General features: G+C 58.1%; 12 protein-coding genes. All 12 read left to right on the forward strand.

Annotated features, from left to right (window positions below; translation table 11 throughout):
• The first annotated feature begins 1 nt into the window (after position 1).
• The 12 genes from traF (ACPUC7_RS22965) (at position 2) to ACPUC7_RS23020 (ending at position 18,197) form a co-directional block, all read left to right on the forward strand.
• Positions 2-775, forward strand: coding sequence for a type-F conjugative transfer system pilin assembly protein TraF (gene traF / locus ACPUC7_RS22965; RefSeq protein ID WP_312119498.1), 774 nt, complete (start codon positions 2-4; stop codon positions 773-775).
• A 339-nt stretch (positions 776-1,114) separates the two neighbouring features.
• Positions 1,115-1,462, forward strand: coding sequence for a conjugal transfer protein TraF (gene traF, locus ACPUC7_RS22970; RefSeq protein WP_494924685.1), 348 nt, complete (start codon positions 1,115-1,117; stop codon positions 1,460-1,462).
• A complete protein-coding gene (locus tag ACPUC7_RS22975) occupies positions 1,462-2,826 on the forward strand; it encodes a conjugal transfer protein TraH (protein WP_494924686.1) in 1,365 nt (454 codons plus the stop codon). Before traF (ACPUC7_RS22970) ends, ACPUC7_RS22975 begins: the two co-directional genes overlap by 1 nt.
• Before the next feature lie 2 nt (positions 2,827-2,828).
• The gene (gene traG / locus ACPUC7_RS22980; RefSeq protein ID WP_462879235.1) at positions 2,829-5,678 is read left to right on the forward strand and encodes a conjugal transfer mating-pair stabilization protein TraG; all 2,850 of its coding nucleotides are present in this window, start codon (positions 2,829-2,831) and stop codon (positions 5,676-5,678) included.
• A gap of 5 nt (positions 5,679-5,683) precedes the next feature.
• Positions 5,684-6,205 carry a hypothetical protein gene (locus ACPUC7_RS22985; protein ID WP_203025706.1) on the forward strand — a complete coding sequence of 174 codons (522 nt, stop codon included), beginning with the start codon at positions 5,684-5,686 and terminating at the stop codon, positions 6,203-6,205.
• Between the two features lie 91 nt (positions 6,206-6,296).
• Positions 6,297-7,208 carry a DUF6012 family protein gene (locus ACPUC7_RS22990; RefSeq protein WP_325168352.1) on the forward strand — a complete coding sequence of 304 codons (912 nt, stop codon included), beginning with the start codon at positions 6,297-6,299 and terminating at the stop codon, positions 7,206-7,208.
• Between the two features lie 173 nt (positions 7,209-7,381).
• Complete coding sequence (gene traD / locus ACPUC7_RS22995; RefSeq protein ID WP_203025708.1) at positions 7,382-9,541, forward strand: type IV conjugative transfer system coupling protein TraD; 2,160 nt, start codon at positions 7,382-7,384, stop codon at positions 9,539-9,541.
• 8 nt (positions 9,542-9,549) lie between these two features.
• The gene (gene traI, locus ACPUC7_RS23000; protein ID WP_494924687.1) at positions 9,550-14,676 is read left to right on the forward strand and encodes a conjugative transfer relaxase/helicase TraI; all 5,127 of its coding nucleotides are present in this window, start codon (positions 9,550-9,552) and stop codon (positions 14,674-14,676) included.
• 5 nt (positions 14,677-14,681) lie between these two features.
• A complete protein-coding gene (locus ACPUC7_RS23005; protein ID WP_462879263.1) occupies positions 14,682-15,191 on the forward strand; it encodes a hypothetical protein in 510 nt (169 codons plus the stop codon).
• An 86-nt stretch (positions 15,192-15,277) separates the two neighbouring features.
• The gene (locus ACPUC7_RS23010; RefSeq protein WP_494924688.1) at positions 15,278-15,814 is read left to right on the forward strand and encodes a phospholipase D family nuclease; all 537 of its coding nucleotides are present in this window, start codon (positions 15,278-15,280) and stop codon (positions 15,812-15,814) included.
• Positions 15,815-15,947: 133 nt separating this feature from the next.
• Positions 15,948-16,202 (forward strand): RepB family protein, encoded by a 255-nt coding sequence (locus tag ACPUC7_RS23015; protein WP_203025712.1) that lies wholly within the window; start codon positions 15,948-15,950, stop codon positions 16,200-16,202.
• A gap of 786 nt (positions 16,203-16,988) precedes the next feature.
• Positions 16,989-18,197, forward strand: coding sequence for an MFS transporter (locus tag ACPUC7_RS23020; protein WP_053884015.1), 1,209 nt, complete (start codon positions 16,989-16,991; stop codon positions 18,195-18,197).
• Positions 18,198-18,495: the final 298 nt, after the last annotated feature.

Raw genomic sequence — 18,495 nt, forward strand, 5'->3', positions numbered from 1 at the left:
CGTGAGAAAATTCATCGGCCTCGCGCTGCTGCTGGCGGTATCGCCGCTGCACGCGGCAGAGGAAAAAAAGCCCGACGGCTACAACTATGACCCGGCGGTCGGCTGGTACTGGTACAACGAGCCGGTAAAAAAGGACGAAGAAGAACAGCCGGCGCCGACGCCCGCCGCGCCGCAGGAGACGCCCACGCAGAAGATGAAACGCCTGCAGGCCTTTCGCGACAACCTGATGAACGAGGCGATGCTGCATCCCTCCACCGAAAACATCCGGCGCTACAAAATCGTGCAGGACTGGATGGTCAATCAGGCCAGCATGTTCGCCTCGCGCTGGGAGAAAGTGCTGCTGGACAACCCGGAGCTGGACTACAGCCTGAAACACCCGTTCTACAACGGCACCGCCAACATCCAGTACACCGAGCAGCGCCAGAAGCAGCAGGCAGCTATCCGCTACGTGAACCAGCGCTATGGCGTGTTCTTCTTCTATCGAGGCAACGAGCCGCTGGATAACCGGCTGGGCGGGGTGGTGAAGGAATTCAGCGAGCAGTACGGTCTGACCGTTATTCCGGTGACCGTGGACGGACGCGCCAGCCCGGACCTGCCGGACACCCGGCAGAACGCCGGGCAGGCGGAGAAGATGAAGATAGAACACTTCCCGGCCATCTACCTGGTCGAGCCGCGCACGAAGAAATACCAGCCGCTGGCCTACGGCTTTATCACCCAGGACGACCTGGCGCGCCGCATGCTCAACATCGTTACCGACTTCCAGCCCGAGGATTAACCATGATTTCAAAACTTTTTGCCGTACTGCTGATGCTTGCGCCGGTGCTGGCCTCGGCCAGCACGATTGACGACATTGCCCGCCTGGAGCAGGCGAAAGCGGGTGCAGACGCGCCCGCTGAACAGGAAAGTGAGCCGGCACAGCGTTCACCTGTTGCAGACGCGCAGCCGGCTCCCGCGAAACCCGTCTGGTATCACCTGAGCGACGGTCGCCGCGTGGACGTGGGCCACNGACGCGCCCGCTGAACAGGAAAGTGAGCCGGCACAGCGTTCACCTGTTGCAGACGCGCAGCCGGCTCCCGCGAAACCCGTCTGGTATCACCTGAGCGACGGTCGCCGCGTGGACGTGGGCCACTGGCAGATCGTGCACTTTGTCCGCTCCGACTGCCCGTATTGCCACCGCTTCAATCCGACCCTGAAGTCGGTGTCCGAGCAGACCGGCATCGGGGTGTTCGTCTACAGCTTTGACGGCAAGGGCGACGCGGTGTTCCCGAAGGTCATGCCGGTGAACGACGGCATCCTGAAGGACTTCTTCGCGGAGCTGCCGCAGGCGACCCCCACCGACTTCATTATCAACACGCAGTCGCTGGTGACGATCCCGCTGTCGCAGGGGGAAATGAGTGAGGAGGCGCTGAAGCAGCGCCTGGATGAGTCGTTTGCGCTGGCCGTACGCCTGGGGGTGCTGTGATGAACAAATTTGCGTTAAGTGCCGCTCTGACGTCTGGCTTTTTACTGTCCGCGCCGGCCTTTGCGGACGTGCAGAACGACATCAATAAGTTCTTTAACGACATGGGCGGCGGCGGCGGTAACTACACGCAGGCGGCCGCGTGGCAGGGCCAGTCGGCGGGCTACCTGACCGGCGGCAACCTGTTTATCCGCACGCCGGTGCGCAATATCCAGCTGATTTCGGTGACGCTCCCGGACATCAAGTCGGGCTGCGGCGGCATCGACGCCTATCTGGGCTCGTTCAGCTTCATCAACAGCGACAGCATCAAAATCATGGGCAAGCAGATCCTGAGCAACGCCGCCGGCTACGCCTTTGACCTCGGGCTCGAAACCATCTGCCCGCAGTGCAAGGCGGTCAAAGACTACCTGCAGAAGCTTGCGGCGGACACAAACAACATGAATATCTCCACCTGCCAGGCCGCGCAGTCCATTGTCGGCGGCCTGTGGCCAAAAACGCAGGCGGCCAGCTCGCAGATTTGCCAGGACCTCGGCACCAAACATGACGTGTTCTCCGACTGGGCGGCGTCCCGTCAGGGGTGCGGCGTGGGCGGGGAGACGAACAGCGTGTTCAGCAAGGCGACCGACGAGGAGAAGAAGCGCATCCCGCGCAACCGCAACCTGACGTGGGACACGTTCACGAAGCTCAACCAGTTTTTCAGCAACGATCGCGCGCTGAAGGAGTTCATTATGTCGATGGTCGGCACGGTAATTTACGATGCGAACGGCAACCCGACGTTCCTGCAGCCGCGCGGGGGCAGCGAGTCGATGTTCAATACGCTCCTGAACGGCGGTACCGAAAAAATTTACCGCTGCAACGACAACAACACCTGTCTGTCACCCACCATTGCAAACCTGACCCTGTCTGAAGACGAGGGCATGACCGGCCGGGTGCGTGACATGCTTAACGACATCTTTGACAAAAGCCGCACCGACACGGCTCTTAACGATAACGAAAAGGCGCTTATCAGCAGCACCCGCGTGCGTATCCTGCGCTACACCATTGACTCTGCGTCGGTGGGCATGGATCAGAGCGTGGTCAGCAGCCTGGCGGAGTACATCGCGGCCGATATGGTGATGTCCTACATCAACGGGCTGATTGACGTGGCCGCGAGCGGCGCGGCGGGCTCGCTTGATACCGAAGAAGAGAACAAGCACTTTCGCGAGAACCTGCGTCAGGTGCGCAACGAGCTGAGCCAGCGCGTCGCGCGCATTCAGGTGCAGCAGAACGGGCTGGCGGAGTACGACCGCAGCCTGTCCGAAACGCGCCAGCAGCTCTCTTCATCCGTTTCCGACAGCGTGCTGTCGAACTATCAGTTCGGGGGGTAAGCATGGCGCTTGATATCTGGGTGGTCAGCTCCGGCGGCATGATCACGATGGGCCTGAACGCGGTGGCGACCGTGATGGAGAACGGCGGCTGGAAAAGCACGATCTGGGTGGCGGAGATGCTGGGCATCGCCTTCTGCGTGATGACCTACCTGCGTACGCACAATATGACGGCGATGTTCGGATGGGGGCTGACGTTCGTGCTGGTCACCGCACTACTGCTGACGCCAAAGGTCACGGTGGTGGTCAACGACCTGACCGCCCCGGACACCATCGGGCGCGTGGATAACGTGCCGGTGGGGCTGGCCATGCCGCTGTACCTGGCGACAGGCGTGGGCTACACGCTCACGACCACCTACGAAGACATTTTTCACTTTCCGGACGAGCGGTCCTACACCAAAACCGGCATGCTGTTCGCGAGCAAGTTGCTGCAGGACAGCTTCACCATCGACAGCCGCAATCCGGTGCTGGCCTACAACATGGGGGAATACGCGAAAAACTGCGTGGTGCCGGACATCATGCTGAACCACAAGTACAGCATGCAGGATGTGATGGAGTCCGAGGACGTGCAGGCGCAGATCTTCAGCAACCCGAGCCCGCTGCGCGCCATCTACTGGCGGGACGCTACGGGCACGATGTTTATGGTCTGCCGGGACGCCGCGCCGCGCCTGAAAAACCTGCTGTCAGCGGAGAGCAACAACACAGGCAGCACGTTTATGGCCCACGCGGTCCGCATGCTGCCGGGCAACAATGCGCCGCAGACGGTGTACGCCGAGCAGCTGGCCGGGTCCTATGAATATTTCCTCGGCAGCAGCAAGTCGGCGCAGAGCATTATGATGCAGAACATCGCCGTCGCGGGCCTGCGTCGTGGGCTGAACAGCTATGTGAAGGGGATGAATGACACTGCCTCAATGGTGGACATCGCGTCCGAGCAGTCGCTGATGAAGCTGCGACTTTCGCACGCGGTCAGCTACACCATTGCGACGGAGGTGCTGCCGCAGCTGCACACGGTGCTGCTGCTGTTCTGCATCTGCATCTTCCCGGTAATGGTGTTGGCGCTGTACGTGCGGGAAATTGCCTGGGCCGTTATCAAAAGTTACCTGAACTTTATGGGCAGCCTGATGCTGTGGCCGGTGATGTTCGCCATCTTCAACTTCGCGGTGAACTACAGCACGCAGAACAGCTTTCACGCGACGGGCCCGACGCTCTCGAACATGAACCGCCTGATGGAAACCAGCACCACCACGGCAGGCATCGCCGGCTGGCTGATGCTTTCCATTCCGTTTCTGGCATTTCGTCTGTTCACCGGCCTCGGTCAGGGCTTTGCGAGCCTCAGCTCCAGCCTCGGCAGCGCGCTCAGTAGCGCGTCTGCAGCAGACTCCGGCGCGGTGGCGTCGGGCAACATGAGCGTGGGTAACGTGCAGCTGGACAACATCAACGGGCACAAAACGGACATGAACCGCGCTTATCGTGAGGGCAATACTTCTATGCAGCTGGGTAACAGTGCCATGCGCACCGTGACGCAGGACGGGCAGACGGTGTATGACGCCTCCGGCGCAACCAGCCGGCTGCCGGTGGATCTGCACCTTGACCGCAATCTTGCAAGCGCCGCGCAGCGCTCGGTACGCGACAGCATGGCGCAGACCGAAATGGCAGCGCAGGGCTACAACCACTCAGTGCAGGAAACCGGCTCGCAGCTCAAACAGTTCCATGAGCAGTTCGGCAACAGCGATTCGAAAACGCTGTCAGCCTCAACCGGCATGAGCATCACTGACGCGGAGCGCGTGAACAAAATGCAGAACGTGGCGCAGGACTACGCGACCCGCAACCATATCAGCCTGAATGAGGCATATTCGGAGCTTGAAGATAAATCCCGCAGCGCGTCAGTAAACACCGGAGCAAGAACACAAGCTGGTATTGATTCGAGCAAATCACTCTGGGGTAAAGCAGGCGAGTGGGTAACAGGTGCTTCGGTCAAAGGCGATGTTCATGGCGGTACAGAATTGACAGGAAGAACTGGTTCAACATCACAAACTTCGGAGGGAGGACAAAGTGGAAGTGATAATTCGCAAACTATCTCCGCTCGTGAGTCGCAGGACTTCAGCCAGGGCATGGACGTGTTGCGGAACTACAGCACAACCTATAATGGGCAACACGTTGACAACAACGCATCTGGCCTGATGAATCAGATCTCTTCTGGTATCACTACGTCTGACAGTAGGTATGCACAGTTTACGGCCAGCCAGGCGCATACGCATGAGATGCAGAAAATGGCTTCTGAAACGGAAACGCTCAGCGCTGGCGCACGTGATAACTACACGCAGCAGTTTGTGGAATGGGCTCAGAGGCGTGCACCGGGAAATGCAGAAACCATTCTTACCAACACGTCTGATGAAGGTGTTCAGAAGCAGCGTGACGGGCTTGTTCAGGAGTTCTTTGCAGAGAAGCTGCAGGGGCGTATTGATGGAAATTATGAACGGAATGCTGGGAGTACGGGTGAAGGTATGAGCGCTCCGGCAAACATTGCAGGCGCTCAGTTTGGAGGCGCATATAACAATGCGAATCAGAGTATCGAAGCCGGTGTCGCCAGAAACAACATACGCACTGACGTCATCAATGACGTTGAGCAACAACAGGGTGTGGTTAAAAATAAAGCGATTGAAGCCAACGATGCTATAGGAAAAGCGAAAGGCGAAACAGATAGCGGTGTAGCGTCGCGTATGGGAGAGTATACAAACAGTGCAAATGACTTTTCTGAAAATAAGCGGGCCGCCGACAAGCAACAGGATGATTTATTAGTTAACCCGCTTAAAAACCATACGCATAAAGATTACAAAGGGAATGGTAAGGAGTAATTAATATGATGACATATACACAAATTGAAAAGGATGCCAAAGAAATAATCAGCGCTATAGGGACTACTGAAAGAGAAATACCAAGTTTTTTTGGTATGTTCAGTAAGGTTAAATATCACCTTTTTGCTTATTGCGCTTTCGGTGCGTTGAGTTTCTTTACGCTTCCCCAACCGAAGAGCATCGGTTTATGGCTTTTCTTTGTGGCTTTCGGCATGTTCCATTGGCTTGTTATTCTCTCGCTCACCTCATCGTACGTAAATCTGTTCAACATGATTGGGGAAGAGAAGCTTAAAAGTTTAGAGCTAGCAAGGGTGATATCAGGTAAGGTCAGGGCCTATGGAGTAGTTTGGTTCGCTGCTATAGTGGTTTTCGGGTTGAGCAGTGTCCTTACTGAGTGGAGCATCCTGCCTCTTGTCATGGGTAATTTTATCGCAACATTTTTACTATTCATCGTATTCAATATGGATATATCAAGGTATCAGGTATCCACTATAATTGGAGCGGTAAAAGCCGTAAGAAAGAAATAATTTAATAATATCCTTTTATATAAATGCACTTGCCTGATTAAATTCAGGTGGGTGCTTATACTTATTGCTACCTGACAAAATAGAGGTAAATGTGATAATACACTTAACCCCTTCATTCTTTTTAAATTACTCCGATGTTTCTGTTGATTTAATCGATGTGGAAATTCCTGAGTTAGGCCTGAATCTGCAAAATGAAAAAGATATAACTGTTCGGTTCCCTGCGCCCAATAAACGGCTGCATTATGTCTGCCGTAAAAAGGGGCGCAAAGCCGTTTACGGCATTCTGCTGAATACGGATAAAAACGTAACGGACATTACCGTCATAACACGCTGGGCCGTACAGGGTGACGTTTCTACGCACCGTGTACACATGCACATCGTGGGTGCTGACGATGCGGCTACTGATGTTATTCACCTCTGGAGCGGGGTTTTTAATACCCCCTTCAGGGATAAATCACCGGACCTGACTAAAAACTGGATTCCAGCGTCGTGTCAGCCGCGCCTGAGCGTCTGCGCCGGCGACAGGCCGTCCGAGCGCGAGCCGGCGATCTGGCGACTTGCGGACGCGGCCGGGATTATCCGTCAGCAGACGGAATACTTCACCGCCGCCACCGTAGAGCCCGAACGCCTGCTGACGCCTGTTCGTAGCAATGACCGGCTGCCGGCGCTGGAAGACGCGTTTGACTGCAATGTGCGGGAATATGCGGACACGCTGCGCGTGCTTTATGCCTATCCGGGCGTGACCGTCTGTCCGGTAACGGAACATGAGGAGCTTATCGAAAGCGACCTGACGGAAGAGGGAAAGCTCGATGCGTTCACCGAGATAGTCCAGCCCGTGCTGCAGGAGGTTCGCGCGGTGTGCCCGGTATTTTTTACCAACACCACCAACCTGATGAACAGCATCCGCCGCTTCTCCACGCACTTTAATACGCTGAGCGATGCTGAAAAGCAGTTTGTCGAATACCAGATTAATCAGCCTCTGTTTCGCGTTTCAGTGAGCTGAGACCGCCCGCCGCACAGCCTGACGCGCCCTGCGTCTGGCGGAGGAGGCGGAACATCACGTCAGCCCATCCGGGCACGTTCGCACCGTAAGTAAACCTCGCGCAGCTCTCTGCCTGGCTTTCGCCTGCTCGCAGCCCTGCGCGGCTGTCTCTGTTTCCACATAAAGGACTTTCCATGAGCCTCAACGCCCGCGACTTTACCCAGGGCGGTCAGGTGATGAAATACATGATCGGCATGTTTGTGCAGATCATGAATATCGCCTCCTACTGGGTCGTGCTGTTTTCAGCACTGGTATTTTTCAGCTGGATGCTGCTGCGCCTCACGCTGCAGGAGTTCATTCACGGCAGCGCCTACTGGCTCATCAAGTGGATGATTATGCCGCTGGCGAAGCTTTCCGGTAAGCCTTCACAGGCTGGCTGGACGTTTCACTTTGAACGACCTAACGGTGAAGTGGTGGCGTTCAAGCACACCGCGGTGCAGGTGATGAACGACCCGTACTTCGTGCTCATGGGTCAGCACGTCAAGGACACCGCGTTTTACGGCTGGGGCATTTCAGCCTTCAGCTTTGTCGCCGCCATTATGGCCATTACCTGGTTTCTGGGCAGCAAAGGCGCGAAGCAGCGTGAAAGCGAACTCACCGGCGGCCGCATTCTGGCGACGAGCCCTTCTGTTGTGAATCGCCTGCTCAAAAAGGCCGGCGTGATGTCCCCGCTCAGCATCTGCGGCCTGCACATTTTGAAAGACTCGGAGATGCAGAACTTCGGCCTCCACGGCACCGTCGGGTCTGGCAAGAGTACCGCGCTGAACGACCTGTTACGCCAGCTGCGCGAGCGCGGCGATCGCGTCATCGTGTATGACAAAGGCAATAACTTCATCCCGACTTTTTACCGTCAGGATAAAGACCTCATCCTCAACCCCTTCGACGCGCGCTGTGCCCCGTGGGACCTGTGGGAAGAGTGCAAAACGATAGGAGACTTTGAAAACTTTGCGACCTCGCTGCTTCCTGACAGCAGCGGCAGCAGCGATCCGTTCTGGGTGTTGTCGGCGCGATCGCTGTTTGTTGCAACCGCGAGGCGCATGGCCCGCGAAAAGGACCGCAGCATCGGCGAGCTGCTTAAAAAACTGATGTCCATCAGCCTGGCAGACCTGCGCGCGTTTCTGGAGGGCACGGACGCGGCGAACCTGGTGGACGGCAGTATCGAGAAAACAGCGATGACCATTCGCACCATTCTGACCACCTACGTTCGCTCGCTGCGCTACCTGCAGGGGCTCGATCAGGACGGCCGCCGTCCGTTCAACATCCGCGACTGGCTGCACACCGAAGACGCGAGCGGTGACAACCCGTGGATTTTCATCTCCAGCGACGGTCAGAACCACAACGCGCTGAAGCCGCTGCTGAGCGCGTGGCTCTACATGACCATGTCCGGCATCCTCGGGCTCAGGGCTGACCGTAACCGCCGCATCTGGATTTTCCTGGACGAGCTGCCGTCGCTGCACAAGCTGCCCATTCTGCCGGAGTTCTGCGCTGAGGGCCGTAAGTTCGGCGGCTGCACCGTCGCCGGCCTGCAGAACTTCCCGCAGCTTGAAGAAACCTACGGCACCAACGCGGCCAAATCCATCTGGGACCTGCTGAATACCCGCGTCTTCTACCGCGCGCCCAGCGGCTCGATCGCAGACTGGGTGCAGAAGGAAATCGGCGAACAGCGACACAAGAAATTCAAAGACCAGTACAGCTACGGCATCGACATCATCCGCGACGGCGTGCAGTTCTCCAAAGACGAGGTCAACGAGTTCCTGGTCAGCTATTCGGATGTCCAGAGCCTCAACGACCTGGAATGCTACATCACCCTGCCAGGCGAATGGCCGGTGGTGCGCATGAAGCTGCCCTGGAAGCCCTACCGCGAAATTGCCGAAGGGCGCATCCCGCGCGACGTGGAAGACGTTTTTGACCCAGACATCGAGGCGACGCTTGCGGGCGAAACCGCCGACAACCAGGCCGGCCAGATTGTCGGACGGCTGTTCGGTGATGCGACTGAAGCGGCAACTCCGGCTGGTGAACAAAACGCGGGCAACACCGGAACCGCTGCAGGTACGCAGAGCGCAGCGGCTCCCGCTGAAAACGCTGCGGCGTCGTCTGCTGCGGCTCAGGCTGCAGCTGCCGAAGCGGGCGGGCGCGTTGTGGCGCTGCCGCCTCCTGTAGCCGAAGCATCCCCCTCCCCATCCCCTGAAAACACAGCGCCTGCGCCGGCCGCACAGCAGGAGGCAGAGCAGCGCCTGCAGGTTATGGACGTGGTTAAACATAACAGCGCGGATTTTGGTCTGGACCGCAACTGAGGTGAATCATGCTGTCAGTCTCTGCAGTCAAAAGCGCCGGTAAGGCCGGCGCCTACTACACCAACGAAGACAACTATTACTTTCTCGGCGAGCAGTCCACGGAGTGGTACGGCACGGGCGCGGAAAATCTGGGCCTTGAGGGCCCGGTTAACCGCGATACCTTTGTGGCGGTGCTGGAAGGCCAGCTGCCGGACGGCACCGACATGCGGCGTATGGAGGGCGGGGTCAACAAACATCGTCCGGGCTATGACCTGACTTTCTCTGCGCCCAAGAGTGCCTCAGTGCTCGCCCTCGTGACCGGGGACACTTTCCTGGTGGACGCACACAAGGAGGCGGTGCGCCGCACGCTGGACGAAGTTGAGAAACTCGCCACGACGCGCACCATGACCGACGGCATCACCGAGATGGAGAAGACCGGCAACCTGGTGATCGCGACATTCATGCATGACACCAGCCGCAACCTGGACCCGGCAATGCACACTCACGCGGTGGTGGCCAACGCCACGCTTTCACAAAACGGCTGGAAAACCCTTTCCACCGACATCAGCGGAAAGCAGGGCTTTACCGACGTGGTCTGGAACGAACAGGTGAGCATCGGAGCGCTCTATCGTGGACATTTCAGGTCCATCATCGAGCCCGCCGGCTACCAGACCGAGGACACCGGGCCGCGTGGGGAGTGGGACATCACCGGCGTGCCGGTGAAGCCTTTTTCCTCCCGTCGGCAGGACATTCTCGACCTGGTTGGCGACAACGCCACGGCGAAGCAGAAAAGCATGGCCGCGCTCGATTCCCGGCAGGCCAAGCACTTTGAAGACCCGGAGACCCTGCGCGAGCACTGGCAGACGGTCCTGAAAGATACCGGCTTTGATGTGCAGACGTTCAGGGAGGAGCTGGCAGAGCGCCGCCAGCAGCGTGGAATCGAAAGCGCCGGCGAAGAAAAAAAGGTGGTCACGCCGTCTGTGCTGGACGGCGCGGTACGGGAAGCTGTTGAGCGGCTGTCATCGAAAAGCGTGCGTGTGACCTACGACGACGTGATGACCAGCGTGCTTAATCACGTGCCTGTCAGTGAAGGGGTTTACGGGCAGGCGCGTAAGGCAATTGATAACGCCATTGGAAGCGGCCAGCTGATCGCCGTAGACAAAAATCAGACGCTGTTTACCACTGCCGCCCACGTCCGCGATGAGGCGCGCCTGTCCCAGCTGGCCGCCGGGCTGGCGGAAGAGCGCGGTGGGCTTACGGTGCCGGTGGGTGAACGTGGCGTGCTGGCGCAGGTGGCTGACGCCGACCGGGCCGTGTCGCTGATTGACGTGCGCGGCGGCACGCAGTTTATCAGCGACCTGAACCGCAGCATTATGACTATGGCCAGTGAGAGCAGGCGTCCGCTGATAGTGGTTGCCGCCGACGGTGCCGCGCGTAAGCGCCAGCTGGCAAGCTTCGGGGATAAGCCCGGTGTACAGCTTATGACGGCGGAGGAGATGAAAAGCGCTGAGCTGCCGGCACGCCCTCTGGTGCTGGTTGCGGAGGCCGAGCGCTTCAACACATCCGGGCTGCATGACGTGCTGAAGACGGCGGCGCAACACGACGGCACCACGCTGGTGACTGATACCCACGCCCGGCGTACGGCAGGTTTTGCGTCGGAAGTGCTGAGCGCGGCGGGCGTGAAGCAGTTTACCGCTTCACCGAAAACCGAAAACGTGCGCGTGACGATGGTGCAGAAGGATACGGTAGAGGATCGGCTCAGCGTGGCGGCGCGCTACTACGCGCAGGAAAAGGTGCAGGGGCGGCAGGTGTCGCTGCAGGCGGGCAATGCGCGCACGCGCGACCAGCTTACGACCCGGACCCGGGAAATCCTCTCCGACGAGGGGCAGCTCGGCCGGGTGCTGGGGGAGGTCACGGTGCGGGTGCCGGTGTGGCTGGATGCAACCAGCCGCAACGATCGCAGCGTGTACCGCGCGGGCATGGTGCTGGAACATCACGAGGGACAGGATCAGAAAACGGTGTTTACCATCGCCGGCGTCAGCGAGCGGCATAACCTGCTGACCCTGAAAGACGAAAAGGGTCAGACGCAGGGCGTAAGCATCAGCAGCATCGACAGTCATTACCGGCTTTACCGGGAGAAGAAGCTGGAGCTGCGTGAAGGCGAGCAGCTGCGCGCCACGGCCGATCTCAGCAGCCGTGCCGGCAGCGGGGAGCGGCTGACCGTTACCGGCGTTAAGGCGGGACGGTGGCTCTTTAAGGACACCATCACAATGGAGAACGCAAAGGGCGAGCGCATCAGGCTCGACCGCAACGCGCCGCTCTACGCGGACTATGCCTACGCTGAGTCTTTTGGCGCCACGCGCCGCACGGAGGGGAGCGTGGTGGCAGTGCTGGCGGGCAAGGAGGTGAACGACGCGACCGTCAACATGCTGCGCCGCAGCGGCTCGGACGTGATTGCATTCACCCCGCTGGACGAGGCCACCATCGGCCGCCGCCTGGAGGAAAATCGTCCGGTGGTCAGCGTGACACAGGGCATTAAGTCACTCGCCGGACAAAGTGAGCTGACGGACGCGCTGCGCGAGCTGGAATCCCGGAAGATGTCGCAGCCGGAGCGCGCGATGCGGCTGGCCATTGAGAAAGCCACCGGCACCGATGTGACGTTCACGGGCGTCCGGGCGCTGGCCGGGGTAATTAACACCGATCGCAGCATCACGCCGGCGCGCGCAGAGGAGGAGCTGTCGCGCCTGGTGCAGCGCGGGGAGATTTTCGAACTCAGCGGGGAACAGGGCGCGGCCGGAAAGTACATCTCACGCGAGAACTTTGAGAATGAGGTGTCCATCCTGCGCCACGTCGCTGAAGGCAAAAACAGCGTAAAACCACTGCTTGCTGGCGGCCTGAGTGAGGAGAAAGCCGCCGGGCTTACGGATGGTCAGCGAGAAGCGGGCAACCTCATTCTGACCACGCGCGATCGCTTTACCGCCATTCAGGGCTATGCCGGCGTGGGGAAAACCACGCAGTTCCGCACCGTGGCAGCCGCGCTTGCCGCCGCAGACAGCGTCCCGGACATTCGCGGGCTGGCACCCACGCACCGCGCCGTCAGCGAGCTGTCTGACGCGGGTATTCCGGCGCAGACCATCGCCAGCTTTCTCAGCGAAAGCAGCCAGTGGCAGGCCGCCGGACAGGCGCGCGACTTTCGCAACACTGTGTTCGTTATCGATGAGTCCTCTATGAACGGCAACGCACAGATGGCCTCCCTGATGAACGTTATCGCAGAAGGCGGTGGACGTGCTGTGCTGAGTGGGGACCAGGACCAGCTGAAGTCCCTGGAGTCAGGCGCCCCGTTTGCGCTGGCCCTTGAGCGCAGCGCCGCCGACGTCGCGGTGATGAAGGAGATTGTGCGGCAGATCCCTGCGCTCAGGCCCGCCGTGGAGGCGGTTATTGCCGGTAACGTGCGCGAGGCGGTGCGCATCACAACAGACACCAGCCCACATAATGTGCCACGCCAGCCGGGCGCATACGTTCCGGAGAGCAGCGCAATGGACGGGAGCAAGCTGGTACAGGCGGCAGGGCCCGCGCACGGGGAGGCCGAAAAACCCGACCTGACCGGAATGATCGCTGATGACTACGCCGGCCGGACGCCGGAGGCACGCGACAATACGCTTATTGTCGCGGAGCTCAACGCCGACCGTGAGGCAATCAATAGCGCCGTGCACGATCGGCTGCAGGCGCAGGGCGCGCTGGGTGACAGCGTCACGGTGCCGCTGCTGGTACGAGTCAACAACAGCAATGCCGATCTGGGCAGGCAAAAGTTTTGGGAGGCGCAGGAGGGCAACGTAGTGCGCCGGGGTGAGCAGTATTACCGGGTCGGAGAAACCGATACGGAGAGCGGCGTGGTGCGCATGACGGGTCTTGATGGCGCGCCGGACCGCTGGATCAGGCCCGCCGAGATGCGCAAGGAGGACGTGGCGGTATTTGAGGAAGTCACCCGGGACATTAGCCCGGGCGAAAAAATTCGCCTGACGGCGACTGACCGCGACCGCAACGTGCGCGCCAGCGACATGGCCGTGGTGTCAGGCATTACGGAGGAGGGAAAAATTCTTATCGATACCGGCGACCGGCAGCTGTCTTTCGATCCAGCCGCGCGCTACGCCGATCGCCATATGGACTACGGCTACGCCGTCACCACCTACAGCTCGCAGGGCGCGTCCGTGAAGTACCTCATCGGCCTGTTTGGCGAAGAGGGGGCCAGAGGAAGGATGGCGGCGATGGACAGTACCTACGTCGAACTATCGAGGTCAAAGGAGCACGTCCAGACCTACTTCGACAACCTGTCCGGCTGGGCGGCGAAGGTGGAGAGTAAAAGCGGGCGGCGGCAGACGGTGCACGACGTGCTGATGCGGGCGGAAGACGTGCGGGCTGACCGGGAGATACAGGCGTGGGACAAAAGCCTGCCCGTATCCGGCACGCGCCTGGCAGATCGAGTCGATCAGGAACTCACGGCGGACGCGCGCTTTATGGCCGGGAAAACGCCGGAAATGCTGTGGCCGGTTATCAACGAGCACGGCCGTCAGCGGGGGAACTGGCACGTTCCGGTGTCCCCGTCCAGCGGAGAGGTGGACTTTTCATCCGCCCACTATGAAGGGGCAGCGGACGGCAGCCGCATCGTGCTGCAGCGAGGGGAAAAGCACGGAAAGGTGCTGGAGGCTGCGGATGTCGCGGAGGCGATGCAGCTGATGAAGGATAACCCGGAAAGCCCTGTCGTGCTCACTGCTGACCACAGTGAACGCCCAGAAAGCAGCCGCGCCACGACGTCTGCAACCGCAGCGACATCTGGTGGGGAAGAGCTTGATCGTCGTGAGGCTGAGGCACTGGAGAAAGCCGTTAAGGCCGCGCTGGGTCAGGAAGAGAAAGAGCCGGAGCCTATTACGCCTGAAGAGGCACGGAGCGCGCCGGACGACCGGGAGAGCGAACGCGAGGCCGCGCTGGCCGCCGCGCTGGAAGAACTGCAGGAGGAGGCATTTGATTATCGCGACTATGACATGACGCCGGAGCGGGATGACCGCGCAATGATGAACGATGAAGTAAACGTGATGCGCCACGAGCGCAGCGAACCCGAACCTGAGTTTGGCCATAAGCCCCAGAAGACGATGGAATAAACCTTATGATCGTATTACTTGCTGCCACCACCGTGATTGTTGCCCTGGTAATGCTGTTCGCTTGGATGCCAGAGATTCGGGAGCCGGGCCTGTTGTTACGCCGCTGGAGCAGGGGCGCAGACGGCCACTGCTCGGCTCCTATCGGTAAAGCCGTGGATAGTGTGATTACAGGCTTTGCGGATGAGCACGCGCTGTCTGAAGTAGACGCATCACGCCTGCGTGACATGAAGTCGCGCCCGGGCATGATGCCGGTAACCCTGCTGCTGCATCCGCAGCTTGTCAGGCGGGAGAACGGGCGCTTTGTGCGCGGACGTAACCTGACCGCCGTCATGACGGCCACGGGCGTCAGCGCGCTGGTAATGCCGCCGCTCGCCGGCATGGCGCTGCATGACGTGAGCCTGAGCCTGCTACCGCTACTGAACGTGGCCGTATTTTTCACAGGCGTACAGCTGGTCCGGCAGACCTGGTCAGATCTGAGCCTGCTGAACGTTCTGGTGACGGGTAAACCTGACTGAAAAGAAACGGCCTGCCGCCCTGCGGTTGGCCGGTCCCTCACGTCCAGGATTGTAAATCCTGCACGCTCACGACCCTGGAGAAAACCATGAAAACACCCACTCTGCCACTGCTGCTGAGCGGCCTGATAATGCTTTTACCGGCAGGGCTGGTAAACGCCGCGCCCGGAGTGAGCGTGGGCTTTTCCCCCGAAGGCAGCGCCGAAGCGCTGGTGCTCAGCGTCATTGACGAGGCACAGGCCGAAATTCGGCTTGCCGGCTACAGTTTTACTTCACCTGAAGTGGCTTCTGCCCTGATAAAAGCAAAAGCGCGCGGCGTGGATGTGCGCGTGGTGCTCGATAAAAAGGCAAACCAGAGCCGTAACAGTCAGTCGGCCATTAACCTGCTCGCAGCGCGCGACATCCCGGTTCGTCTTAACGGGCAATACGCCGCCCTGCATGACAAGTTTATCGTCGCTGACGCACGCACGGTCGAAACAGGTAGTTTCAACTACACCCGCTCAGGCGCCCGGCACAACAGCGAAAATGCGCTGGTCATCGGAGATATGCCGGCGCTTGCCGAGCGCTATCTCCGGCACTGGCAGTCCCGCTGGGATGCAGGCACGGCGTACATACTGTCTTACTGACCCACCGTTTAAACCGTTCGTAAGGCCGGAGCAGCCCGTTCGCCAGCGGCTGTGAGGCATCACAATTAAGGCATATTACTGATTTGGCTTATGCTATGCTGCGGAAAGTCTTATTTTGCAGCAGGGTACGAGCATGAGCCCCCGTGATTCAGTAACATCAGCTCCCGAAAAGAAACGCACCCGTAACAGAGAGAAGCCAACTCCTGATAAGGAACGCGCACGCGCCTATAAGGCGAGAAAGCGTGAAACACACAGAGCAATCAGTCTCTTTATCCACACAGAGATGAAAGAGGCGCTGGTTAAGCTTTGTGAGTTAAAGGGAATATCGCAGGCAGAGATGCTTGAAAAGCTGATTGAAGCTGAAGCACGAAGTAATGGAGTGCTGTGACTGGTCACGTTATTGCCGAATGCGTTTCTGAGTGATAGATTACGGACAGTTAAGAATTTATGGCTGGCCACGCCGGAAGGTGGCAGGGATCTGAGGCGGCAGGGCCAAATCAGAAAAGAAAAACCCCGAAAATCCCTTCAGTTTGGCGACGGATGAGGATTAACGGGGTCCCACTCTTATACTGCACAGGATTATTGCCCTGTGCGGGGAGTATAGATTCATGCCCGGAAAAAGACAATCCGTACTGTGCATACTCTGCCTGCGCAATATAAGCGCCGGGCGGTATGCATAAGCAGACACCTCTCAAAACATTCTCCCGACCTGACAATCGCCACCGTGGCGATCATTCCACCGCCTGCAAGTGCTCTAATCCAGAGTGGTTCGCACCAGCAGGTTACCGGCGTCTTCCCGGACAGATGGGGCATGCCATGAGCCGACTCGTGGTTAAGGGGTTTGAGGGCCATTGATGTAAAAAACCACGCTAAGAGCTTTCAGATTGCGGATATTTCCCCATATACCCACTTCTTATAAACCCCATTAGGCATTGACCCAATTCCATTGGTAATTGGCTGGCAGGCTACTCACCCTGCCATGAAAGTGTCCTTATACTGGCATAGTCACAGGTTTCTGGCTCATCTGGATGAATAAAATCACCCGATTGAACTCTATCAGGCCTCATAACTCACTTTGTTATCTGCTCGTTAGGACGCTTTCTCAGACAGTAAGGAAGTCAGAGTCTGACACTCACTATAAGCTGATTTCAGTATCTTCAGGAGCTTCACAATAATGTTAAATATGCATCGGCAAGTCCTGATACTTGCGGGTTCTCAGGCCCTTTTCCAGTCAATATCGGTTCTGATAATGACCATCGGTGGGCTGGCCGGCGCACTATTAACGCCCAGTCTTTCGTTGATCACTGTCCCGCTCTCAATGGCGAGTCTCGGAACGGTGTTAGTCATGTTTCCTGCGTCTTTATGGATGAGCCGGGCAGGTAGAAAAATAGGCTTCATCACCGGCGCTCTGTGTGGAATAGTTGCGGCAGTCATTTCCATGATCGCAATGTTCCATCATTCATTCATTCTGCTATGTCTCGGGATGTTCTTTCTGGGGATCTTTCAGGCTTTTGCGCAGTTTTATCGCTTTGCGGCGGGAGAAGTAGCACTTCCGGCATTTCGTACTAAAGCTATTTCGCTGGTACTGGCCGGCGGCGTTGTGGCAGCCCTGTTAGGACCGTTTCTGGCCAGTCGCGGCAGTGTATTGTTCAGTGTGCCCTATGTAGGCTCATTCCTCTTTATGGGCATACTGGCCTCGCTGGGCCTGTTGTTATTGTCACGTTTGCAGATACCGGTCCAGCCTGGTGAACCTTCCGGGCAAGTGCCGGCAAGGCCGTGGAAAAAAGTAGTTTCTCAGCCTGCGTATCTTGTCGCCCTTTTTTCCGGCGCATCCGGATTTGGAATAATGGTTCTGGGCCTGACGGCAACGCCCATTGCAATGAAGCATTACGGTTTTGACTTGTCACAAATCGCCGTCGTGATCCAACTCCACATACTGGGCCGTTTCGTACCGTCGTTTTTCACGGGAAAACTGATCGACCGGTTCGGTGTCATTAACATTAAGCTGACGGGCGTTCTTCTCATGCTTGCCTACATTGCTCTGGCTGTTTCGGGCGTTACGTGGGGGATATTTGCCATTGCATTAGTCCTGATGGGGATAGGGTGGAATTTTCTCTACATCGGCGGAACCAGCCTGCTGGCAACAACTTACACCACGGGAGAAAGGGGGATTGCACAGGCGGCAAATGACATGAGCGTCTTTATCTTCAGCCTTCTTTGTTCTCTGGGAGCTGGCCCGCTGCTCAATGCTTATGGTTGGAAAACCATGCACCTTCTTTTAGTGCCCTGGGTGCTTGGCCTTGCGGTACCCCTGCTTTGGCTGGCTTTGTGTAAAAAACGTCACGCTATAACAGAGGAAGAGGTCACTTTGCCGTTGCCGTAAGGCGGGATACCTGATCTTATGAAGAAATACACAGGAAAAAATAATTTTTTATTGGCCCGCTCCCATCGAAATTTGACTTTACGCCCCCTCACGGGATTGAGTGTTTAGTTGCTAGTTTTTAGGTCACTCTGTGACCCTTTCGACAAATAAATCCCAAGGACTGAACATGAAAAATGCGGCACTGTTGCAAAGTTAGCGATGAGGCAGCCTTTTGTCTTATTCAAAGGCCTTACATTTCAAAAACTCTGCTTACCAGGCGCATTTCGCCCAGGGGATCACCATAATAAAATGCTGAGGC

The organism is Pantoea sp. CFCC18179 (assembly GCF_059412405.1).

Coding starts and splice junctions, on each gene's coding strand:
- traD (WP_203025708.1), top strand. CDS start 7,382: ATGAGCCTCAACGCCCGCGACTTTACCCAGGGCGGTCAGGTGATGAAA.
- ACPUC7_RS23005 (WP_462879263.1), top strand. CDS start 14,682: ATGATCGTATTACTTGCTGCCACCACCGTGATTGTTGCCCTGGTAATG.
- ACPUC7_RS23020 (WP_053884015.1), top strand. CDS start 16,989: ATGTTAAATATGCATCGGCAAGTCCTGATACTTGCGGGTTCTCAGGCC.
- traI (WP_494924687.1), top strand. CDS start 9,550: ATGCTGTCAGTCTCTGCAGTCAAAAGCGCCGGTAAGGCCGGCGCCTAC.
- traG (WP_462879235.1), top strand. CDS start 2,829: ATGGCGCTTGATATCTGGGTGGTCAGCTCCGGCGGCATGATCACGATG.
- ACPUC7_RS22975 (WP_494924686.1), top strand. CDS start 1,462: ATGAACAAATTTGCGTTAAGTGCCGCTCTGACGTCTGGCTTTTTACTG.
- ACPUC7_RS23010 (WP_494924688.1), top strand. CDS start 15,278: ATGAAAACACCCACTCTGCCACTGCTGCTGAGCGGCCTGATAATGCTT.
- ACPUC7_RS22985 (WP_203025706.1), top strand. CDS start 5,684: ATGATGACATATACACAAATTGAAAAGGATGCCAAAGAAATAATCAGC.
- ACPUC7_RS23015 (WP_203025712.1), top strand. CDS start 15,948: ATGAGCCCCCGTGATTCAGTAACATCAGCTCCCGAAAAGAAACGCACC.